This window comes from Roseibium sediminis, from assembly GCF_008711325.1.
GTDB lineage: Bacteria > Pseudomonadota > Alphaproteobacteria > Rhizobiales > Stappiaceae > Roseibium > Roseibium sediminis.
Map to the genome: position 1 here is coordinate 1 of NZ_VXDB01000034.1, position 22,035 is coordinate 22,035.

Here is a 22,035-nt window from a genome sequence, read left to right on the forward strand (position 1 = left end):
CGAAAAGAACTGATGGAGAGGATGGACGCCGCCTTCAATGACTATGCGCTCCTTTACGATCAGGAGAGGGGAGAAAACCGCACCGCGCCGCTCTTGCCGGATACGCTCATGGAGGTCTTCAGAAATGCGACCGAACTGCTCCGGCGGCCGCGTTCGATCGGGAAGACATTAGAGCACACCTCGCATTTACTGAAACACTCGACGTGCCCTAAATATCTGATTTGGCGCAGTTCCTGACGGCAAGCCGGTACCAATTTTGAATATGTCACAGACCAAGGCAGATCCATCCTGTGACGTGGTGCCGGTTTACTCCGGGTGCTCACAATCCGGTCTCTGGCTGATGTAAATCGGACTTGTCCAGGCGATATGCCCGTCCTCGAAAACGACGCGGATGAAGAGGCAGCGTTCGGTTCCCGTTTCCAGAGGAATGGTCAGGCTGGTTTGCAGGGTTGCGGGCAGAGGGGTGTCGGGGAGCCGGGTGAGGCGTACGGCCTTGCCGAGCCCGCCGCAATCGATCACGAGGTCATCTGTCCCCAGCGTGCTCAGATCTGCGGTGAAGTTGGTGACATTGCTCTTGAAGTCGAGCTGCCCTTTGGTCGCATCCTCCAGCCAGATGTCCACGGCGTGGATGCCGCCTGTGGTGACGTAGTCCCAAGACACAGCAGTGTCGGCGACGGTGACGCCGCAGTCGGCGTTCCAGAAATTCACTGCCTCGGTCCGTAGTGGAGGGGTGTCCAGAGTAACTGCCACCGCCCAGTCCACCCGCCGGCTGCGACCGCGATATTCCGCGCCTTCGCACTGAACCCTTATGCGATTGCCAGCTGTCCGGGCCTCTGAGGCCGTTTGAATGTGGCGAAGCACCTTAAGGCCGTCTTTGACTTCGATCCGTTCAATTCCGGCATGAGCGGAGATGTCGATCTCCAGTGAAATCTCGGAGTTGTCGCAGGTCACGATATCGCCAATCAGGGCTGCGTCGATGTCCTGCCAAACTTCCGAATGCAAACGGCGCTTGCCGTTCTGCAGTCCATTTACCCGCACATCTAGGAAAGGCCGGCAGCCGGTGGTCGCATAGTGGCGCCGATGGCGGAAGGCTTCAAACAGGTTGTCGCGATCCAGTTCGCACATCAGGTGGCAGGTCAGTCCGCCCAGCGAGCCGAATTTGCCCGAGCCGGGGTAACTTGCCCCGATACGGCCCTTGTGGCCGTCAGATGCCGCCACAATGCCAACGCGGTACCCGGCCTTGTGGGCATCTTCGAAGATCCAGTCGAACGTACCCCAGGCAGAATGGACCTCGACCGACGGCTCCAGATTGGCGTCATGGGCATAGGACACGTCTGCGTAGCGCCCGCCAACATGGGCGACGACAAGCGCATCTTCATGCTTCAATCGTTCGAACAGTTGTCCTGCATCGATGCAGGTGTTCTCGTCGGTGGAATCTTCCATGACGAGTGAACGTTGGGCACGATAAATCGGGCGTCCCTCGCTGCGATACCAGACATTGTGGTCTCCGCCCACGGACGTGTTGCCAGACCATTCGTAGCCGGGGACGGTCACATAACGCCCCGGTTCATAGAGTTCGGCGGTAAGCTCGTTCAGTTCACGCCAGAACGTGTCGGTCATCTGGAAGTCGTTGCCCTGATGGCCGCAGATATCGATGAAGGACTTGTCACGACCGAACTCGAAATATTGGCGGGCGGTGTTCGTTCCGATTGTCTCGCCGCTTTGACCATGCATGTCGGACCAGAAGTGCCGAAATGCGGGCTTTTCTTCAATGCGCAGGGTATTGGATCGGGCGACGACCTTTCCGCTGGTGTCCCGCATCTCGACCCAAAGGTCTCCGGTGCTGTCCAGCGACAACCCCTCGACGCGCAAGGCGCCACCAAGGCTTGTTGCCATTGAAACCGTTTCGGGAAGACCGGCAACAGGTCGGCTGGGATGAAGCGAATAGGTATCCTTGTCCTCGGGCGTCGGATTGCCCCAGCGATCCTCGGCCTTCAGCCCCAGTGCGAAATGATCCCCCACTGCCCGCAAGGAGGGGAGGACCGCCCGGTGAACGGCGGCAGGGCCGGGGATCAGCTGGATGCGCGGCTGCCGGTCTTCTGGCAGAACGGTGTAGTCATAGGTGGAAAAGGCGTCCACGTGGACACGATATTCATAGGCGTGCTCGACGAAGGTCTGCATGCGAACGCCGGGCGATCCGTGCGAGCGGTCCCCCATCCGTACGGTGATTGTGTCACCTTCGGACAGATAATTCAGGCACTGGATATAGAGCGTGTTGCCCCAGGGGCGAATGTTGCTGTTCCTGCGATACCAGAATTTCAGCCGCGCGCCATTTGAGGCGCTTACCGTTGTGTATCCCGGCGCGGTCGGGTCATCAAATTGGGGTGGTGTCTGATCAGACGCGGAGCGAATGGAAATCTTGATCCCGCCCAGATCGTCTATTCCAAAATGACCTGCCGTATATGTCAGGGTGAGACTGGTCCAGGATCCGCAGACGATGGGTCCGGTCTGGTCGAGGCATGCATGCCCCATAAGGTCGGGTCGATAAGTATTGAAAGGCAAGGGAGTCTCCGGGCGTGGATCAGGCGTCTTTCAGGCTCGGCGCTTCAGGCTTGGCTCTGAGGCTGCGAACCCGATAGATCACGACGGCAATGCCGATGAGAAGGAATGCCAGGGCAATGGGACGGGTGATGAAGATCAGGATGCCGGAGTCCGACAGTCTGAGCGATTGCCGGAACGCCTCTTCTGCACCGCCTGCGAGGACAAAGCTGATGACGAAAGCGGCCGGATTGAAGTCGAACCGTTTCATTCCCCAGCCGATGAAACCGAACAGGATCATGACTCCGACATCAAACAGGCTGCCGCGCGAGACATAGGCCGAAATCACTGCGGTGAGCATGATAACGGGATAGAGAATGTTGACGGGTATCCGGGTAATGAAACGTCCGACATTCGCAGCGCCGAAATAGCCGACAAGACCGTAAAACACGATGCCGATCAGGCCACAGGCAAACAGGGAATAGATCAGTTCGCGGGACGTCACGAACAAGGTCGGGCCAATCTTGATCCCATGGATCATGAACACGCCAACGAGAATGGCACCAATTGTTGAACCGGGAATACCGAGTGTCAGGAGCGGAGCCATGGACGGGCCGGATACAGCATTGTTGGCAGCCTCCGGTGCGGCAACACCTTCCAGCGCGCCTTTGCCCCATTCTTCCGGGTTCTTTGCCGAACGCTTGCCTTCGCCATAGGCAACAAAGGCGGCAATCGTCGACCCCAGTCCCGGAAGCATTCCAATCACAGTCCCGATTACGGATGACCGCAGGATATGGGGCAGACAAGGGCGGAATTCGTCCCATGTCAGGCGGTTCCGGTCGCGGGAAGCCTGATCGTCCGGCTCTTCGGTAATCTCCGGCGGTGCACTGCGCTTGGCCAGCTGCTCAAACACCTCTGCCAACACGAAAATGCCGATCATCAGCGGGACAAGAGACAGTCCGTCCGTCAACTCGACCTGACCGAATGTGAAGCGTTCGCCGCCGGTGACCGGATCAAGCCCGGCCATTTTGATCAGGACACCCAGCGCAGCGCTGGCAAGACCTTTCAATACGGATTTGCCAATGACAGAGCCGATGACAACGAAAGCGGCGAGATAAATCGAAAAGAGTTCGGGCGGACCCAAATGCAAGGCGATGGCGGCAATCCACGCCACTCCGATAATGAGAACGAACTCGCCGAAGAAGTCACCGATCACCGACGAAATCGTTGCCACTTTCATGGCTTTGGAGGCCTGGCCTTTTTTCGCCAGAGGGTACCCGTCAATCTGGGTGGCTGCCGAGGCAGCCGTTCCCGGCGTATTGAACAGGATTGCAGCGATCGAGCCGCCGTACCGGCCGGACTTTCCGATGACGTAGAGAAACGCAAGCGCCGCGAGCGGGTCCATGTAGTAGGTCAGGGGCACCAGCATGGCGATGGCTGCAGATGCCGTGAGGCCCGGTATTGCACCGACAATCATGCCGATCACCGCTGCGCCGAATATCCATGCGAGTATGACCGGGTCCGTAAGGACCGTGGCAAGGCCGACGAAAATGTCCATGAACTCAGCCTCCGATCACATCGAGCAGGTCGAACCAGGCCCCGTAGGGGGGGAAGACTCCCAGCAATTCGAAAAAGATCAGGTGAAAGATGGCAGGAGCGGCCAAGGCAGAAAAAGCAAGGGCCAGCGGGTTGCGTATTCCAAAAAGCCAAAGCGTGGCTGGTGTCACCATTGCGGTCGAAATCAGATATCCGACCTTGCCGATGAGCCAGAGATAGAGGATCACCAGTCCAAGCAGGATGAACGGATCACGAGGCACGCTTTCTTGCGGAGAAGTGTTACCCGGCTCGGAGGTTGCACTCCGCAACATCAGCGCGCCAAGCAGGATCAGCACACCGGCGCTCATGAGCGGAAAGATCCGTGGTCCCCATGACCCGTCGTAATCAAGTCCGATCTGGAAACTGGCCACCGCAGCGGCCAGCCCGATTAGCAAGGTCGCGGCTCCTGGCGCAAACTGTTTGATAGTGTGCGTCATGTTTGCCTCCAACCTTGCCTGCGTCAGTTCAGCTTGGAGACGATGGCCCGGGCATCGTCCTGCATCTGAAGGAGCTTCTGGCTGGCATCAGCGCCGGAAAGATAGCTTGGCGCGTTGTTGCCGTTGCTCATCAGTTCCTTGAAGGAAGCGCTATCTGCTGCGGTCTTTACGGCATCTTGAAGGGCTGCGACCACATCATCCGGTGTGTCTTTGGGCGCAAAAACCACGATTGGAGAGCTGATCAATGGCACGTTCAGGCCCAGTTCCTCAAAGGTGGGTACATCCGGCGAGAACATGTCCCTTTCGTTTGAGACCAGGGCGAGCGGCCGTAGCTGGTCGGTGAAGCCGGACAATTGCTGAATGCCGATCATTCCGAAGTCGACCTGTCCGCCAATGACAGCGGCGCGGGTGGCCGATCCGCCCTTGAAGGCGACATCTACAGCGGAAAGCTCGGCTGAATTGAGGAAGCCCTGACCCGCAACATGATGGAAGCTGCCACGACCGGTATGCGCCCAACGCAAACTGCCCGGTGCGGCCTTTGCGGCTTTGACCAGATCATCGATCGTCTGGAACGGGCTGCTGACCGGAACCATCAAGGATGTGGTGAGGTCGCCGATTTGGCCGATGGTGATGAAATCATCAAAAGGATCGACCTCCAGATCCTTCATGACCGAATTCAAGACGAAGGAACCACCGGACGTGATCAAAATGGTGCTGCCGTCTGCCTTGGCATTTGCCACGGCCGTTGCGCCAACGACGCCTGAGGCACCGGGCTTGTTGACCACGACAACAGGCACCGGAAGGGCTTCGCTCATCGAAGCGGCAATCGCGCGGGCAATGGAGTCCGTACCGCCGCCTGCATCGTAAGGTACAATTGCATTGACCGGGCGTTTCGGTTTCCACTCTGCGAAGGCGGGCAGGGCACCAGCAAGTGCGACGGTGAACGCAGCGGAACTGATCAGGAATTGGCGTCTCTTCATGGTGTGACTCCCGGAGTGCAAAGTTGATCCTTGATCAATACTGTACTTGACATTTTTCATAAGAAAATTCGATAAAATCTATGTGCTTATTCATAAATTGAATAAATGGATCAATCGGGATGAACCTCAGAAGCTTACGCTTGTTTGTGGAGGTCATGGACAGCCTGACGCTGTCTCGGGCCTCGGAGCGGCTGAATGTCAGTCAGCCAGCAGCCAGCAGGTTGATCCGGATACTTGAAGAAGAACTTGGAGAGCAGTTATTCACCCGCCTTGGCAAACGGCTTCATCCGACGCCGGAGGCCGAAGCATTGATGCCCGAGGCTGTCCGCATCCTGCAATCAATCGACAATCTTCCGGCACTAATTGAGCAAAGCCGCAATCACGAGGCCATGCCACTGCGGATCCTGTGTTTGCCCCGAATAGTGGACGGGCTTGTGCTTCCGGTGCTTGCCAAGGTTCATCAGGACGACCAGAGCCTGCGCTTTAATGTTGATGTCTGTCCGCGGCGCGAATTTGGCCGCCGCCTGCTCTATGGAGGTTACGACATCGGGGTTTCGTCGCTTCCTATCCCCGTGGAAGGGCTTGAGACTCATCGTTTGGCCAATGTCTTTCTCCACGTCATGGTGCCGCGAAATCACGAACTGGCTGCGAATGAAACGGTCGGAGTCACTCAGTTGCGCGATCAGCAATATATTGCGTTGAACCGCCATTCGGCGATCAGGACTGCGGTCGACGCTGCCTTGTCACGTCGTGGCGAGGAACTGGCTGTTGCCCACGAAGTCTCAACTTCGGATGTTGCTTACTGGTTCGTCCGCAATGGCATGGGATTTACCTTTGCCGATCCGGTCAGCGTCGCACCTGAAATGCGTCAGGAGGTTGCCCTCATCCCATGCAATCTGGACACCGGATTTGAAATCGCGTTCCTTCTCCCCAAGATCGACAAACCGCATCCCAGCCGGGATATCTTCGTCAGTCATCTTCGCGATCACAGTGAAAGGAAATATGCGCCGCATTAGCGACTGCGGCGAACCGGGGTTTCGGCCACAGCCCGCTTTGGAACCCGTTCCCGGTCCCAATGATATGATCCCGGCGCGCCAAAAAGTTCGTCTTCTTTTTCTTCTGAAGTCTCTTGAGCCCGGAAAATTTGAGCTGGATAAAAAAATAATACCACTTTTTTCAAGTGTCCGATATGGTGCATACCAGTTGGGTGCGCGGGGCAGAGGGAATGGGAATGGAAGATCCGGTATCGGTCTTTGTGAAGGACAGCTTGTCCCGGTCGACAGACAGGAAGCCCCTGTATCGAAAGATCACCGAAGCCCTGACAGAAGCCATGAAGCTGGATGTTGCGGGACCGAGCCAGCCTTTGCCGAGCGAGCGTTCTCTTTCTGCGTATCTGGGGGTCAGCCGGGTCACGGTTCGCCGAGCACTGGATGACCTTGCGTCCAACGGATTGCTGAAGCGCCGCCAGGGCGCGCGCAGTTCGGTTGGGGTTCGTGTAGAAAAGACCCTGTCGACCTTGCGCGGGTTTTCTGACGAGCTTCGGGCAAGAGGTGGTGCTCCCGGGCAGAAGTGGCTGCAAAAACAACTCGCAATTCCCATTCCGGGCGAATCCATGGCTTTGGGCTTGCCGCCTCATGAGCAGATTGTGCGCCTGGTGCGCATCCGCCTAGCAGATGGTGTGCCTATTGCTCTTGAACGAGCCGCCGTGCCGCGCAGGTTCCTGCCGGATCCTGATCTTGTGACCGACTCCCTTTATCAGGCGCTGCACAAACAGGATGCATCTCCCGTGCGCGGGGTGCAAAGGATCAGGGCTGGTGTCGCGACAAAGGCGGAGGCGGACGCACTGGAAGTAGATCCGGGATCGCCGCTCCTTATAGTCGAGCGACGCTGCTTCCTTGCCAACGGCATGGCCGTAGAATTCACCGAAACGCGTTACAATGGCGAGATGTACGATTTCATCTCGGAACTGCAGGTTCAGGTGGACCATACCAGTGAGGTGGGAGTTGACAACTGGTATTAATATGAGATCGTTTCCTTCCGCAAGGGGAGGAAATCTTGTCGCCACTTTTGAACCACCTGAAGGGAAACCTGATTGTTTCCTGCCAGCCTGTGACAGGCGGTGCTCTGGATCATCCGGAGATCATTGCCGGATTCGCCAAGGCTGCCATTGACGGTGGGGCCTGCGGCCTCCGTATCGAGGGTGTTGCCAATCTTCAGGCCGTTCGCCGGGTAACGGATGTCCCGGTCATCGGCCTCGTCAAGGAGGATCGACCCGATACGGCCGTGCGGATTACCTCAACGCTGGACGCGGTAAGGGATCTGGCGCGGGGCGGCGCCGATATTATTGCAATCGACATGACGGATCGAGACCGTCCGGTCCCCCTCAGGTCTCTTGTTGAGGAGATCCACAGGGCGGGTCGGCTGGCAATGGCGGACTGCGCGGAGATCGAAGATGCCGTGCGTGCCAAAAAACTCGGTTGCGAAATCCTGGCATCCACCATGTCGGGATATGTGGCAGGACCGGTTCCTTCAGAGCCGGATCTGGACTTTGTTCGCAAACTTGCTGGGCTGGACGGTTTCGTTATCGCAGAAGGGCGCTATCATTCACCTGCTGATGCAGCCCGCGCCATGGAAGCGGGGGCTGATGCGGTTGTTGTGGGATCGGCGATCACACGGCCCGAGCACATCACTTCTTGGTTTGTCTCTGCCGTAAAGGGCGCCTCTTCCGCAAGGATGGCGATCTGATGGCGGTTCTGTGCTTGGATCTCGGGGGCACGAAGTTGCTGGCCGCGCTTGTCGAGCAGGGCCGAATTCTTGCGTCCCTTCAGGTGCCGACCAGCAAGGACGGGCAGCCGGGTGACTGGCTGGATACCCTTGGTGAAGCAACCGTGTCGTGGAAAGGCAAGTACGAGCGGATCGGTGCTGCGGTCACGGGCATCGTAGAAGACGGGAAGTGGTCTGCGCTCAATCCCGCAACGTTGGCCATTCCTGCAGGGTTCGAGCTTGGTGCGGCGATATTCGACCGGTTTGGTCTCCGGCCCACTCTTGTGAACGATGCGCAGGCTGCGGCCTTTGGCGAGTATGCTGCTGGAGCTGGCGGGCGCGAGGACATGGTTTTCCTCACCGTCTCGACCGGTTTGGGGGGCGGCATGGTTCTGGGCGGCCGTCTGGTGTCCGGATCCCGCGGTCTGGCCGGGCATTTCGGGCAAACGGGAAGGGGCTCTGGCGCGCCGCTGGAGGACAATGTCACCGGTCGCTGGATCGCGTCTGAGGCTTTGAAAGCTGGTCACCGGATGGAGGCACCGGGTGTTTTCAGCGCTGCCCGCGACGGCAATGTCTGGGCACAGAGCATAGTAGATCGCTCAGCTGCGCGCGTTGCTGCCTTGTGTGTGGACATTCAGCTGACGATTGATCCCGCCCGCATCGTCATAGGTGGCGGCATAGGACTGGCCGAGGGCTATCTCGCGCAAGTGCAAAGTCATCTCACGAACCAACCGGAAAAATACCGGCCCGCAGTTTTCCCCGCCGCGCTTGGGGTCAATGCGGGAGTTTTGGGCTTGGAAGCGCTGATAGACATTCGAAATACCTGAGGGAGGAAAGACAATGAAACGCAGTGCCAAGTTGCTTGCGATGACGGCGATGGCATCGCTTCTGGCAGGTCACGCCCATGCCGAAGTAACGGTTCTTGGCTGGCCGGGTGGGCCGGAAGAAGCTGCCCTTCGCGCGGTCACCGAGATCTACAATGCCAAGGCGGATGTGGCTCCGGAAAACAAGGTCGAGTTGCTGTTCACATCGCGAGACGGGTTCTTCGACAAGCTCCAGATTGATCTGGCGGCCGGAACCAAGGCTTTCGACGTCAATCTGATCGCCACCTATTCGATCGGCAAGTACGCGCCGTTCATGGAACCGATCACCCTGTCCGGCGAAGCGGAGACCGTCTTTGGCGGCACGGTCCTGAAAACGATGCAGTATGAGGGGGCCCAATATGGCGTGCCGACGGACCTGTCGCTGCATTTCCTCTATGTCCGCTCCGACCTGATCGATGCGTTGCTGGCCGATGAGGCTGCCAAGGCGCGTTACTCGGAAATTGCGGAAAAGCATCTTGGTGAAAAGCTGGAGCCGAAAAACCCGCAGGACTGGACCTGGAAGGATTTTGTTGCCAACGCGCTTTATTTCAGCAAGTCGGTGAACCCGGACAGCCCAACTCGTTACGGCACGGTGATTCAGGCAAAGAACCTGTTGTTCAACATGATGGTTTTCCATTCCTGGCCGCGCAGCTATGGCGCAAACTGGATGGATGATCAGGGCAATATCACCGTCGACAGCGAAGCCTATCGCACGGCGTTGAAGATGGCCAAGATGCTGTTTGAACTCGGCGCAACGCCGCAGGATTCCACGTCTTATGAATATGCCGAGGCAAATGCAGCCTATTCATCCGGTCAGGTGGCAGCAATGGTGCAGTGGAACGCCGCAGCATCCGATCTCAAGGGCGCCCAGTCCGCCACGGTGAGCTTTGCTCCGCCGGCCGGTCCCGATGGTCGGTTCACGCATATCCATGGCCTCGGCCTTGGGCTCAACAAGGCATCCGACAACACGGAGGGTGCGCGCGCGTTCCTTTCCTGGCTGTCGACAGAAGAAGCAGCTCTTGCCTATGCACGGGCTGGCGGTGCGCCGGGGCTTGCCGGTGCCACGGCTGGCAAACTGGCGGACGAGCGCCCCGACCTCGTGCAGGTTGGTGACTATGCCTCCAACTACGGCTTCGTCATGAATGGCGGCACATCGCAGAACGCACTCTCCGTCTATGAGGCGCAAGCCAAGGAGTTCACGGGCTATTGGGCAGGCACTCAGGATCTGGATGCAGCGATGACCAACATCACCGCCTCCATGACCGAGTTGCTCAAGTAATCAAGACAGGTCAGCGGGGAATGTCTCCGCTGACCATCGTCTCAAGGAACTCTCATGACATCACGGAAGACATCCGAAAACGCGATTTTGCTCAGTCCAATGGTGGCTTTCCTGCTCGCCATTTTAGGGTTTCCGGTGGTGCTCAGTCTGGTCTATGGATTTTCCGAAACGACGTTCCAGACCCTGACATCGCCAAGCTTCTCAGGATTGGAGAACTTTCGCGATGTCATGAACGATGCTGCCTTCTGGAAAGCCGCATGGTTTTCTCTGAAGTTCGGTGTGATCACCGCAACCCTGCAATGTGTGCTGGGTCTGGCAATCGCCGTCTATCTGGCGCCACTCGTCCGGCAGCATGGATGGACCGTCGCCATTCTCATCATTCCGATGATTGTCGCACCGGCCATGATGGGGCTGATGTACCGGCTTGTTCTGCATGAGTTTGCAGGTCCGATTCCGCACTATTTTTACAGTTGGCTGGGTTGGTCCCCATCGTTTCTGGGGCCTGCAAACGTGTTTTCGACTGTTGTCGTGGCCGAAACGCTGCAATGGACACCGTTTGCCTTCCTGCTTTTTCTGACCGCCTACAATCAGATCCCCACGGAAATGAAGGAAGCCGCTGCTGTTGACGGGACAAGGCCGTGGCGCCGCTTCTTGAAGATCGAGTTTCCCCTGATGGTTCCGACGGTCTTCGTTGCGCTCTTCATCCGCTTCATCGACGGGTTTCGGGTCTTCGACAACATCTACACCCTGGTTGGTGCCGGCCCCGGTGGCGCGACAACATCCATGTCCATCTATATCTACGAGACATTCCTGCGCCGCGGTGAAATCGGCAAGGCGATGGCAGCAGCAATTCTGCTGTTTCTCGCAGCATTCCTGCTGCTCACCCTTGCCCAGCGACTGGTTGGCAGGAGAGCATCATGAAAGCGCGGATGTGGACCAGATGGGTCGTCTTCATTGTCGTTGCTGTTGTGATCAACTTCCCTGTGATCGCGACGCTTGTGACTGCCTTCAAGTCCCCCGGTGAAGTCTCCCGCAATCCCTCGCTCTGGATCGAGGCTCCAACGCTGGAAAACTTCGCGGTTGTCCTGACCATCAGCGACAGACTGAACATCTATCACTATCTCTGGAACTCCGTTTCTGCGGCGGTGATCGGCTCTGTGCTTCCCGTCATCGTGGCATTTCCCGTTGCATGGGTCATGGTGCGCAGGGGCGTGGGGAGGGGGCTGCTGTTTCCTCTGGTGGTAAACCTTCGGGCACTGCCGCTCATCATCTTTGCAATCCCGCTTTACATGATGTATGCGGCCATCGGGCTTTTGGATACGCGCTTCGGCCTTGGCCTGATCCTCGCGGTTGTCAACTTGCCCCTGTCCCTGATGCTGCTGGCCAATGCCGTTGCAGATATTCCGCTGGAGCTGGAAGAGGCGGCCCGTATGGACGGGGCCCGGTTGCCGCGCCTTTTGTTCAAGGTCGTCCTGCCTTTGTGCCGACCGGCCCTGATCACCACTTTCATCTTCGGGTTCATCACCGGCTGGAACGAGTTCCTGTTCGGCTTGATGATGACGTCTCGCGACGCTGTGCCGGTCACGGTCGGGGCATCTTTCTTCTTCGCAACATCTGGCGGCGGCGTGCAGTGGGGCGTTGCGGCAGCGGTCATGATCATCGCCGCGCTGCCTCCGCTTCTGCTCGGATTGATCATGTATCGCCGTATCACCGGCTCAATGGTAGCCGGAGCCGTCAAGGGATAGACCATGGCTGAAATTCGTCTTGAAAACCTGTCGAAATCCTTCAACGGCCATGACGTGATCCGCGATGTGTCCCTGAAAGTGGCCGACGGGGAGTTCTGTGTGTTTGTCGGGCCGTCCGGCTGCGGGAAGTCCACCTTGTTGCGCCTCATTGCCGGGTTGGAAGAGGCGACATCGGGAAAGGTCCTGATCAGCGGCGAGGATGTCACAAGGCTGGAGCCTTATGATCGCCAATTGGCAATGGTGTTTCAGAGTTATGCGCTTTATCCGCATATGAGTGTGCGCGACAACATCGCCTTTGCGCTGCGCACCGCCCGTATGCGAGAGGACCGGATTTCGGCAAAGGTTGCAGAAGCTGCCCGCATCCTGCGGCTGGAAAGCTATCTGGACCGCAAGCCCGCCGCGCTTTCCGGTGGCCAGCGCCAGCGCGTTGCAATTGGCCGCGCCATTGTTCGCGAGCCCAGAGCCTTCCTGTTTGACGAGCCGCTGTCCAATCTTGATGCGGCCTTGCGAACGGACACGCGCGTCGAGATCGCAGCCCTGCACCGGTCGCTGAACGCAACGACGATCTATGTGACCCACGACCAGACCGAGGCGATGACCCTTGCCGACCGGATTGTCGTTTTGAAGGATGGAAGGGTGATGCAGACTGGCAGCCCGGAGGAACTCTACAAAAAGCCATCGAGTGTTTTTGTCGCCCAGTTCCTCGGCTCTCCGAAAATGAACATCCTTGATGCGTCTGTCGACGCGGATGCAATCCGGATCGAAGCGCAGGGCGCCATCCCGACGTCCGCACGACTTCCCACACAGGCGTGCAAGCTCGGGTTGAGACCGGAAGCCCTTTCGATCGTCGAACCGGGGAGGAGCGTTCTCGGTGGCACGGTGCTCTTCAGCGAATATCACGGTGCAACAAGAATGGTGGTCGTCGACATCGGCCTGAACCGCCAGCTCACCCTTCAACTCCCCGAACACCAAAGGGTCACTCCCGGCGAAAACATCGGCCTGAGCGTCTCACAAGACACCCTCCACCTTTTCTCCGAAGACGGCTCAACGCGGTTGGTCTAAAGGAAAATCTATAGTTGGATATATGTACGGAATAACGTTGTTGGATGCATTTATAATCAACTTCATCATGTCTAAAAATGCTTTAATATAGGGGTTAACTGATAATCAGAAGTCTTATGTTTTGAATATTAAAATACTTTCATGTGATCTGATGGATCTTGTTTTACGGCCAAATTGAGTGTCCTGGGTTTATTTAATCTGAAGAGTATTTAGTTTTTCTTCCCCGGGTGCCAGCCAGGTTGCTGCTGCTTGTATTTTTAAACCTGTATCTGGTTGTTTCAGTGTTCACCTTCTGACAAATGACCTGTGATTTGAGAATGTTTTAAAACGCACTCAGAGGAAAGTGTGATGTTATTTCGTGTGAATACTGAAGCGCGTTTGCGGCGCTGGCTTTCAGCGGCGCTGACGGTTGGAGTGCTTGCTTCGGTTGCCGGGTGTCGTACCTTGTCCGAGGCGGATAAGCAGGCGGCACATGTAGGCAAGATTAATGGTCGCGACACTTACGCATTTGAGTTTGTCTATAATCGGTTTTTGGTTGGATCCATGCAGGAAAGACAAATAAATGCGACTTCGAAACTGTATTGCACTTCAGGATCTTCGATCATTAAAAGGGAGCGTGTTCGGGAGACTGAAAGCCAATACTATATAAGTGGCGTTCTAATGCGACAGAAATATTATATAGATCGAATACAAATTCGCTGTGAATGATCTTAGGTGTTCGATTCATTTGGCCTCAACTAAAAAATGCAAAAATTACCCATGGTAAAGTTGATAATAATGTATTAATTGTCCGCCAGATTTGATGTTTTTTTTGGTGGAAGAGAAATGAAATTCCGTAGCGGAATTATTGGGCTTGGGCTTTTTTCTGTGCTTTCCGGAGCTGCAATGGCGGACGTAGCCAGTGGAATCAAAACCCTTGAAGCTGGCGATGTGCAAGGAGCGGTCAAGCAGTTTCAGGCCGCTTTCGAGGCCGGTGATGCCAATGGGGCGTTCTACATTGGGCGCCTTTTTGAAATGGGTCTTGGCACCGACAAGGACATGCGGCGGGCGGCGGCTCTTTTTGCCGCAGCTGCGGAAAAGGGGAGCGCCCTGGCTCAAAATCGTTTGGGGCTGATGCACCTGAACGGAGAGTTTGTACTTCAGGATTATAAGCGGGCAGCAGAGCTGATCTGCGCATCAGCCGAAAAGGGAGATGCGAACGGTCAGTTCAATTGCGGGCTGCTGTATTCCGAAGGCAAGGGCGTTGAGCGTGACGCTGCGAAGGCCGTAACTTATTGGCAACTTGCAGCCAAATCCAATCAGGTGGCCGCCATAAACTACCTTGGAGTTGCCTATCGCGACGGTGCCGGGGTTGAGCGAAATCTTGAAAAGGCCTTTGAGCAGTTTTCAATAACTGCTGCCGCGGGAAATCCGATGGGCCTGCTTGAAGTGGCGAAGGCCTACGCTAGCGGTGATGGTGTGCAAACAGACCTCATCAAGGCATATGGCTATGCAAATCTTGCAGCGGTGCGCGGGCTTGACGATGCGGTAGTGCTTCGCGATGACGTTGCGGTCAAGCTGGACAGCGTCTCTCTCGAAGCGGCGCAGCAATTCGCGAGAGACTGGAAAGCTGTTCCGATCGAGCAGGCTGGATAGTCCATAAGATGCATCAGCTTTTTGCAGCGTGCCTTTGGTGCGCCTTGCTGTTATCTGCGAACTTTGCCTCTGCTGTTGAACCCACCGCGCCGTCGAATGACAGCGAAGTGTTCAGCGATTGGCAGGTCACGTGCGTTCCACAAGGTGAGGGGCGGGCCTGCCAGATGGTGCAAACTGCTGCTGCCAGTAAGGGCGGCCAGGCCATATTTCTGCTCAGCATCTCTCGGGGGCAGGAAGGTGTTTCTGAAAACGACTTCGCGGTGATGACTGTGCCGGTTGGCGTTTATCTGGCGCCTGGAATTGAGATCCGGGTCGATAACAAACGTCCCTTCAAGGTTCTTTATGAAGTTTGCGACCGCGCAGGTTGCCACGCGGGGTTCAAGTTATCTGGGGTGGTGTTGACAGCCTTTCAAAAGGGTATCGAGGCCAAGGTGCGCGTCTGGACAGCACGGTCCAAAGCAGTCGAGTTCCCTGTATCCCTTCGCGGTTTTTCTAACGCCTATCGGCATTACCGAGGCGAGGTTTCTCAATGAAACGCACTTCACTTTTCTTCCTCTTTTCCTTTGTTGTCATTGTCAGTGGAAACGCCTTGGCAACACCTGTCGATGAAGGCAAGGCAGCGCTTGAAGCCGGGCAATACGAGATCGCTGTGAAGGCCTTCAGCAAGGGAGTTGAAGAGGGAGATTTGGCCGCCTCCTACTATCTGGCGCAAATGCTGGAAGTTGGCCTGGGTGTGAATGTTGACGTGTCAGCAGCTGTCAGGCTCTACAAAAAGGCGGCAGAAGGTGGTCACCTACGTGCGGTGAACAAGCTGGCGCTTATGCATTATCGGGGCGAGGCGGGTATTCATCAGGATTACCAGGAAGCGGCCCGGCTGTTCCGGATTGCTGCGGACAAAGGTGACCGCAACGCGCTCTTCAATCTTGGCAAGATGACCTTCGAAGGGGCCGGTGTTCCGAAAGACGTGAAACTGGCGCTCGCTTTCTACAAGAAGGCGGCAGAGCAGGATCATATTCTCGCTTTGAACACACTTGGTGCTCTCTATCTGGCAGGGGCTTCAGGGGAGGCGGACAAGGTTCGCGCTCGGCGGTATTTTGAAAGATCCGCCTCTTTCGGGAATGCTGTGGGTTTATTTGAAGTTGCAAGGGTGATCCTGGAGGAAGGCACAGCTGCCCAGAACCTTATCAACGCTCATACCTATCTGAACCTTGCCTCTGCCCGTTCACATCCAAGGGCTCCCCAGGCTCTTCAAGAATTGACAGCATTGATGTCACCAGAGGAAGTGCTGCAGGCTCAGGCTCAGGCGCGTTCTTTCCTGCCGGAAACCCATGAGGGGGACCAGTAAGTGGGAAGCCGCCTCGGTAGATTTGTTTTTCTCGTGTCCGCTTTGACCGGAGTGGTGTTCCAGTCCGGCCCGTCTCTGGCGCAGGGTGTTCCTGCTGCTGACTTGCGGAATCTTGCGAACGATATCCAGCGGGAACGGGCCAGTCAGGCAGAGGCGGAAGACCGGCAACGCGCAGCGCGTCAACGTCGTGAGCAGGTTCCGGCCATCCAAAGTGCGGCTCCCAGTCCCTTTGCACCCGCTCAGGGCGGACCATGTTTCCAGATCCGGCAAGTCGACCTCGAAGGATGGGAAGCGTTTGGGCGAAAGCCAAACGGATTTGGGCACCTTGTTGGCTCCTGCGCCACGGCTGCTGACATCGCGTCTGCTCTCAATGACATAAATCAGTATTATCAAGAGCTTGGTTACATCACTACCAGAGCCTATGCGCCCGAACAGGATTTGTCGGATGGCTCTCTGGAAATAAACGTCGTGCCCGGACGAATTGAAGGCTACGTCTATGCCGACGGTTCGCAGGCTGATGCGCGTGTTTTCATGGCTTTTCCCGGCAAAAGGGGAGATTTGCTGAACCTGCGTCACATCGAGCAGGGGCTTGAAAACATCAACGGCCCGAAGTCGACTTCGGCTCGTTTTCAGCTGGTTCCAGGTGAATTCCCCGGTGGCTCTTTCATACAGCTCCATGTTGAGGAAAAGCATCCATGGCACGTAGAGCTGGGTGCCGATAACACAGGTTTTGAAACGACCGGCATTGTGAAAACCACAGCCCGTTTCGGATATGACAATCTTTTCGGATTGAACGACCAGCTGAGTATTGGTGGCACATTTACGCCGTTTGATAACAGAAGTGCTCGCTACTCTGACAGCTATTCAGCAAGCTGGAGCGTCCCTTTTGGCAACTGGTATTTCGGGATTGATATCGGAAAGAGCGGCTACTTCTTTAATCTTCAGGGGATCAACCAGTCCTACCCGGTCGAAGGGCGGTCGAAATACGCAACGATTTCCGCAGAACGCCTTCTGTTCCGCAACCAGACGACAAAGCTTTACGCTTATGGCGATCTGAAGCTGACCAGAACCAGAACTTTCATCGACAACAATGAAATTGAAAGCCAACGTCGACGCCTAACGATAGCTTCCCTGGGTTTCCGAGGGGAGACAGGGGTCGCAAAAGGCAAGCTAACTTGGGATGTCGCTGGCAAATTTGGCCTCGATATCCTTGATGCGCATGTTCTGGAGAAAAGCGTCGTCAATCCAGAGTTCAGATTGATCAAAGCCCGACTGAGCTTTGATCACCCTTTGCCGTTCAAGGGCGTGAACTATCGGGGAACGGTCTCAGGCCAATACTCGAAAGATATACTTCCCGGTACGGAACAGTTCACGATCGGAAGTTGGTCCACCGTCCGAGGCTTCCATGCGGACAGCATGTACGGCGATACCGGTGTTTTCCTGAGAAATACAATCGAATGGGATGCCTATCAGGATGACAACTTCGACGTTCGGCTGAATGCGGGTCTTGATGTCGGTTATGTCGAGCCGTCCGATCTTCGAAACTGGTCACAGGACTATCTGGCGGGGGGCAGCCTCGGGGCGGATATCAAAATCATGGATCATGCAACTCTGACCCTACAGGTGGCGCATGCTCTCAGCCGTCCCAGCGAAAATCCACCCAATTCTCAGCCTGCCTTCGAAGCCTCGCGAACTGTCGGCTTCGTTGGGTTCAAGGTGAACTTTTAAAATAAAAACAATGCATTGCATGATTTTGGAGATGTTGAATTATGGGTAAGCTGATTTACAAGCTCATCTCATGGGTTCTGATCGGAGCTTTGGTTGTCCAACCAACTCTCCTTCATGCGCAGAGCATTACCGTAGAGGGGCCGGATAATGGTCCTCGCCCGCGAGTAGATGAGTCCTACAACGGCACGCCCGTTCTCAACATCAACACGCCAAATGCGGCTGGTGTCAGCCATGACATCTACACCGAGTTTACGGCAGAGGATCTGATCCTCAACAACTCGGCCACCAATGTTGATACCCAGATCGGCGGCTGGATCGAAGGGAACCCGAACCTTGCTCCGGGGCAAGCGGCGCGGCTCTGGATTGGTGAAGTCATTGGAGGCAACCAGACCCAACTGAATGGAATTCTGGAAGTTGCCGGCCAATCCATGGATGTGGTCCTGGCAAATGAGTTCGGCATCACCTGTAACGGTTGTGGCTTCGTCAATACTGGCCGGACGACCCTCACGACTGGAAAGCCGATATTTGGAGCAAACGGATCTCTGGCCGGGTTTGACGTCAAGCAGGGAACTGTAACCATTGGTTCAAGGGGGCTTAATCCTGAGAGCCGTCTGTCACTTGCGGACACCTCCCGCGTAGACGTTATTGCCCGCGCTGCTGCCGTTTACGGCGCTATGCGCGCCGATCAGTTGAACATTGTCGCAGGCGCAAACCGCGTCAACTATGATTGGTCCTACAATCCGGAAACGGGCGAAGTTACCGGGATCACGGAACAGACCGGTACCGGTGCTGCTCCCGCACTGGCAATCGATGTTGCAGCTCTTGGCGGCATGTATGCCAACGCGATCCAGATGGTGGCGACTGAAAACGGTGTCGGTGTACGCCTCGACGGGGAAATGGCCTCGTCTTCGAACATTGCCATTCGCTCCGACGGTCGGCTGACCCTCGGGGCCCCTTCAGGTGGCCATACGCCCCTCATCAAGGCGCGCAAAAAGATACAGGTCCGCAATCAGGGGCCGATTGTTCTTGAAGGCTCCATCACTTCCGAAGATGGCGATCTTATCGACATTCGCACGTCCAGCGGTGCATTGACGTTCAACGGTCAGGCCGACGGCGGGGCTATCACCCTGGAAAGTGCCGGTATGGCGAACATCTCCGGTGCGATCAGGGCATCTGGAGACCTGAAGATTGCATCGACGGCAGATGCGGTGATTTTGGGCGCAACATCTGAAGTGTCAGCTGGATCACTTGACATTGATGCTGCTGGCAACGTCTCGCTGTTTGGAAAAAGTTCATCTCAAGGGCATGTGGCCATTGATGCAGGTGGTACGGTTAGTCAGGCCGTAGCCTCTAAACTTTCGGCCGGGTCGCTTGCTGTCAGCGCAGCGACTATTGACCTTGATGGCACAACCACTGCATCTGCGCTGGCTTCTCTGACCTCGACATCTGGTGGCATTACCCTCGATGGTACTTTGAGTGGCGGGAATGTCTCACTCGTCTCTGCAACTGATATTACGAACACGGGCATTGTATCTGCGGCAGATCAGCTTGTCGCCACAGCTGTCGGAACGATCACAAACGCAGCGACGATCATCTCTGCGAATGATCTGGCGCTGTATGCCGACAAGATCCTGAATGCTGGTGGCGTCATCTGGGCCAATGACAGCATTATCCTGGCCAAAACAGATGCACTGGATGCTGCAAGCCTCGTTCAGAACACGAACGGTCGAATTGAGGCATTTCAAGGTGATTTGACCATCCGGGCGAAAGAAGTCGCCAACATTGGGACAGCCCCGACGCTCGATACAAGCACCATTACCAAATGGCTTGAAAAGGGCAGCACGGGACCGGTAGAGCCGGTCTCTCAGTTGGCCAAGCTGATTGACCCAGCTTATCTGGACGCCAATGGCAAGATCCTGCCTGAATATGCAGATGAATATGCAGCGCTGTGGGCCGACCTCGTCAACGGCGCTAGCTCACTGTCTGCCGACGGAAAGTCCATCCTGAAGACGTCCGTTCTCACGGCAAGTGGAACAGCGATCAAGGATGACTTTGCAGGTGTCTGGAAAGACATGTACGCAAAGGCAAAGGCTGATGGAGAAACAGATCCAGCAGGTCTGGTTGCCTCTATGGTTGACGACCAGTGGTTTGACCCGACCGGCAAGATCAAGCCGGAGGCTGCAGAAGCCTTTGCGGAACTCTGGGAAACCTTGGCATCCGGCGGAACAGCTGTCTCAGATACGGTCAAGGGCATCCTGAAGACAGAAGCCCTGGTCACGGAAACAATAACCAACACTGATAACACGACCAGCAGTGTACTGACCAACAACCTTGTCAGCGATAATACGGATGTCTGGGCTGCCATGACGGCAGGCTCGGGAGCAGCCTACGACATCATCAAGATCCTCTATCAGGATCGGTTTAACGATGATGGTGTTCTGGCGGAAATCGTTGCTGGCGGTACGCTCAGCATCGTTGCCGAGAACGTCAAGAACCACTTCGCGAACATGTCGGCTGGCGAAAATCTTGAGATTACAGCCAATACCGTAGACAACAAGGCCCTTGGCGCCTCGCAATTTCTTGTCGAAGTGCACAAGCGACCGGATTGCTTCACCTGTCATGAAGGCAAGGTTGAATACTACGACACGTTTGGCGGACGCATCGAGGCCGTCGGCAATGTCAACATCTCTGGCAGTCTGACGAACACGACCCTTCAATCATCCACGCTCACCTTGAACGAGGTGATCGGCAAGCTGAACGCGTTCATTGCCGAGAAGCAGGCAGAAGGGGACACCGATCTCCAGGGTGTAGCACCGGTTGCCAGCAACAATGCCGAAATCCACGAAGAGCGTCATGATGACGAAATCGCTCCGGTCGCAGGCAATGGCACGGACATCCGCACGGTCGAGCTGGAAAACACCGGCAGCACGACGGACGTAAACACGGCGCCAACGGTCAATCCGACCATCACGGCAACGGCGAGCGTTGATGCGCTTCTGGCGGCTGGTCTCAATACAATCGCGGAAACCAATCCGGAATTCACCGACTACGCCAACTTCATTACCTCGAGATACATTCTGGAAGTCGATCGCGACGAGTATCTTGACGAAATCATGCTGAACACCAATGAGACGATCCATGCGGCTCTTTCGCGCGGAGAGGTTATTGGTGGTCCAGGTGACCTTGCATGGCTGGATCAGCCGATTTCCGTTCCCTCTCGTGACGGGGCAGGGACCACGACGGTCCACCCCTCGCAGTCGCCGTTTCAGTTGGCATCGTCCGGGGCTCTGATCAGCGGCGAGAACGTGACGATCAGCGGGTCTGATCTTACCAACTCCGGCACGATTGTCGCCTCGCTCAACGCCAACATCACTGTCAACAATCTGACTGATCAGGGTGGCCGTCTGGCTGCGGACGCAGGTGAATTGGCCCTGACAGCCCTTGGCAGCATCAAGCTGGATCGTACACGCATCGATGCACAGACACTCGATGTCATCGCGGGTCAGGACTTCACCGGCAAGGGCGTCTCCATTGATGTGGAAACCGATGCCTCGATCTTCGCCATCGCGGGCGTCACGTTGACATCCGCCACGCATGAGTTTGAGGGCAAGCGTGGCAATGCCACCTTCGAGGCTACCCAGCAGACCCTGTCCTCGCTGGAAGTGGGCGGCAATCTGTCGATCATTTCCTCTGCAGACATCGTTTTGGCCGGCTTGGAAGCCGATATCGGCGGCGACACGACGCTGTCTGCAAGCCGCGACCTGCTGATGACGGCAGTCCAGTCCTCGGCAAAAGTGTCGTCGGGCGATCACAAGAACGGCACCAACCTTGAAAGCTCGATCAGCCATGTGACCAACCTGTCGACTGGCGGAGACTTTACCGCCCTTGCAGGTGGTCAGGCCGTGCTCGTAGGCACCCAGATCGATGCTGGTGGCAAGGCAAAACTGTCCGCAACAGGTGATGTCATACTGGCTGCCGCGCAAGACATCTATTCCTTCAGCCAGCGCAAGTCGAAAAAGCGTTTCCTGTCCTCAAAGAGTTCCTCGCACTCCATCAACAAGGTC

Annotated in this window: 17 protein-coding genes and 1 pseudogene; 14 read left to right on the plus strand and 4 right to left on the minus strand. The window is 56.3% G+C overall.

Annotation, left to right across the window (positions count from 1 at the left end; all coding sequences use genetic code 11):
- Window positions 1-237, plus strand: a 237-nt coding sequence (locus tag F0155_RS23690; protein ID WP_204934569.1) for a hypothetical protein, incomplete at its 5' end; no start/stop codon positions are given.
- A 69-nt stretch (window positions 238-306) separates the two neighbouring features.
- On the opposite strand, the gene F0155_RS21070 is transcribed toward F0155_RS23690, so the two are convergent.
- Genes F0155_RS21070 through F0155_RS21085 form a run of 4 tightly spaced genes read right to left on the minus strand, consistent with a single transcriptional unit; the run spans window position 307 to window position 5,551 of the window.
- Complete coding sequence (locus tag F0155_RS21070) at window positions 307-2,562, minus strand: DUF3604 domain-containing protein (protein WP_150526550.1); 2,256 nt, start codon at window positions 2,560-2,562, stop codon at window positions 307-309.
- A gap of 19 nt (window positions 2,563-2,581) precedes the next feature.
- Window positions 2,582-4,096: a tripartite tricarboxylate transporter permease gene (locus F0155_RS21075; RefSeq protein WP_150526551.1), complete on the minus strand. Its 1,515-nt coding sequence runs from the start codon at window positions 4,094-4,096 to the stop codon at window positions 2,582-2,584.
- A 4-nt stretch (window positions 4,097-4,100) separates the two neighbouring features.
- Entirely contained in the window at window positions 4,101-4,571 is a 471-nt protein-coding gene (locus tag F0155_RS21080; RefSeq protein WP_150526552.1) for a tripartite tricarboxylate transporter TctB family protein, read from the minus strand.
- A 23-nt stretch (window positions 4,572-4,594) separates the two neighbouring features.
- Window positions 4,595-5,551, minus strand: coding sequence for a Bug family tripartite tricarboxylate transporter substrate binding protein (locus F0155_RS21085; protein WP_150526553.1), 957 nt, complete (start codon window positions 5,549-5,551; stop codon window positions 4,595-4,597).
- Window positions 5,552-5,670: 119 nt separating this feature from the next.
- Between F0155_RS21085 and F0155_RS21090 the strand changes: the two genes are divergently transcribed.
- The 13 genes and pseudogenes from F0155_RS21090 to F0155_RS24140 all read left to right on the plus strand — a co-directional run.
- Entirely contained in the window at window positions 5,671-6,567 is an 897-nt protein-coding gene (locus F0155_RS21090; protein ID WP_150526554.1) for a LysR family transcriptional regulator, read from the plus strand.
- Between the two features lie 215 nt (window positions 6,568-6,782).
- On the plus strand, window positions 6,783-7,571 hold the full coding sequence (locus tag F0155_RS21095; protein WP_161599865.1) for a GntR family transcriptional regulator: 789 nt from the start codon (window positions 6,783-6,785) through the stop codon (window positions 7,569-7,571).
- 35 nt (window positions 7,572-7,606) lie between these two features.
- Window positions 7,607-8,296, plus strand: a complete 690-nt coding sequence (locus tag F0155_RS21100; RefSeq protein WP_204934571.1) for an N-acetylmannosamine-6-phosphate 2-epimerase — start codon at window positions 7,607-7,609, stop codon at window positions 8,294-8,296.
- Window positions 8,296-9,141, plus strand: a complete 846-nt coding sequence (locus tag F0155_RS21105; protein WP_150526557.1) for an ROK family protein — start codon at window positions 8,296-8,298, stop codon at window positions 9,139-9,141. Before F0155_RS21100 ends, F0155_RS21105 begins: the two co-directional genes overlap by 1 nt.
- 13 nt (window positions 9,142-9,154) lie before the next feature.
- Window positions 9,155-10,456 carry an ABC transporter substrate-binding protein gene (locus tag F0155_RS21110; protein WP_150526558.1) on the plus strand — a complete coding sequence of 434 codons (1,302 nt, stop codon included), beginning with the start codon at window positions 9,155-9,157 and terminating at the stop codon, window positions 10,454-10,456.
- Window positions 10,457-10,510: 54 nt separating this feature from the next.
- On the plus strand, window positions 10,511-11,377 hold the full coding sequence (locus F0155_RS21115; protein WP_150526559.1) for a carbohydrate ABC transporter permease: 867 nt from the start codon (window positions 10,511-10,513) through the stop codon (window positions 11,375-11,377).
- Window positions 11,374-12,201, plus strand: a complete 828-nt coding sequence (locus F0155_RS21120; protein ID WP_204934573.1) for a carbohydrate ABC transporter permease — start codon at window positions 11,374-11,376, stop codon at window positions 12,199-12,201. Before F0155_RS21115 ends, F0155_RS21120 begins: the two co-directional genes overlap by 4 nt.
- A gap of 3 nt (window positions 12,202-12,204) precedes the next feature.
- Window positions 12,205-13,263 (plus strand): ABC transporter ATP-binding protein, encoded by a 1,059-nt coding sequence (locus tag F0155_RS21125; RefSeq protein ID WP_150526560.1) that lies wholly within the window; start codon window positions 12,205-12,207, stop codon window positions 13,261-13,263.
- 885 nt (window positions 13,264-14,148) lie between these two features.
- A complete protein-coding gene (locus F0155_RS21130) occupies window positions 14,149-14,898 on the plus strand; it encodes a tetratricopeptide repeat protein (RefSeq protein WP_244303565.1) in 750 nt (249 codons plus the stop codon).
- Between the two features lie 8 nt (window positions 14,899-14,906).
- Window positions 14,907-15,431 (plus strand): invasion associated locus B family protein, encoded by a 525-nt coding sequence (locus tag F0155_RS21135; RefSeq protein ID WP_150526562.1) that lies wholly within the window; start codon window positions 14,907-14,909, stop codon window positions 15,429-15,431.
- On the plus strand, window positions 15,428-16,243 hold the full coding sequence (locus tag F0155_RS21140; RefSeq protein WP_150526563.1) for a tetratricopeptide repeat protein: 816 nt from the start codon (window positions 15,428-15,430) through the stop codon (window positions 16,241-16,243). Before F0155_RS21135 ends, F0155_RS21140 begins: the two co-directional genes overlap by 4 nt.
- Window positions 16,244-17,971, plus strand: coding sequence for a ShlB/FhaC/HecB family hemolysin secretion/activation protein (locus F0155_RS21145; RefSeq protein ID WP_150526564.1), 1,728 nt, complete (start codon window positions 16,244-16,246; stop codon window positions 17,969-17,971). It begins immediately after the preceding gene.
- Window positions 17,972-18,012: 41 nt separating this feature from the next.
- Window positions 18,013-21,783, plus strand: a pseudogene (locus F0155_RS24140) (two-partner secretion domain-containing protein); the annotation flags it as partial.
- Window positions 21,784-22,035: the final 252 nt, after the last annotated feature.

Bases quoted from the DNA above. Each gene is read 5' to 3' on its own strand.
- F0155_RS21075 (WP_150526551.1), bottom strand. From the start codon at position 4,096: ATGGACATTTTCGTCGGCCTTGCCACGGTCCTTACGGACCCGGTCATA.
- F0155_RS21080 (WP_150526552.1), bottom strand. From the start codon at position 4,571: ATGACGCACACTATCAAACAGTTTGCGCCAGGAGCCGCGACCTTGCTA.
- F0155_RS21085 (WP_150526553.1), bottom strand. From the start codon at position 5,551: ATGAAGAGACGCCAATTCCTGATCAGTTCCGCTGCGTTCACCGTCGCA.
- F0155_RS21090 (WP_150526554.1), top strand. From the start codon at position 5,671: ATGAACCTCAGAAGCTTACGCTTGTTTGTGGAGGTCATGGACAGCCTG.
- F0155_RS21095 (WP_161599865.1), top strand. From the start codon at position 6,783: ATGGAAGATCCGGTATCGGTCTTTGTGAAGGACAGCTTGTCCCGGTCG.
- F0155_RS21105 (WP_150526557.1), top strand. From the start codon at position 8,296: ATGGCGGTTCTGTGCTTGGATCTCGGGGGCACGAAGTTGCTGGCCGCG.
- F0155_RS21110 (WP_150526558.1), top strand. From the start codon at position 9,155: ATGAAACGCAGTGCCAAGTTGCTTGCGATGACGGCGATGGCATCGCTT.
- F0155_RS21115 (WP_150526559.1), top strand. From the start codon at position 10,511: ATGACATCACGGAAGACATCCGAAAACGCGATTTTGCTCAGTCCAATG.
- F0155_RS21120 (WP_204934573.1), top strand. From the start codon at position 11,374: ATGAAAGCGCGGATGTGGACCAGATGGGTCGTCTTCATTGTCGTTGCT.
- F0155_RS21125 (WP_150526560.1), top strand. From the start codon at position 12,205: ATGGCTGAAATTCGTCTTGAAAACCTGTCGAAATCCTTCAACGGCCAT.
- F0155_RS21130 (WP_244303565.1), top strand. From the start codon at position 14,149: ATGGCGGACGTAGCCAGTGGAATCAAAACCCTTGAAGCTGGCGATGTG.
- F0155_RS21135 (WP_150526562.1), top strand. From the start codon at position 14,907: ATGCATCAGCTTTTTGCAGCGTGCCTTTGGTGCGCCTTGCTGTTATCT.
- F0155_RS21140 (WP_150526563.1), top strand. From the start codon at position 15,428: ATGAAACGCACTTCACTTTTCTTCCTCTTTTCCTTTGTTGTCATTGTC.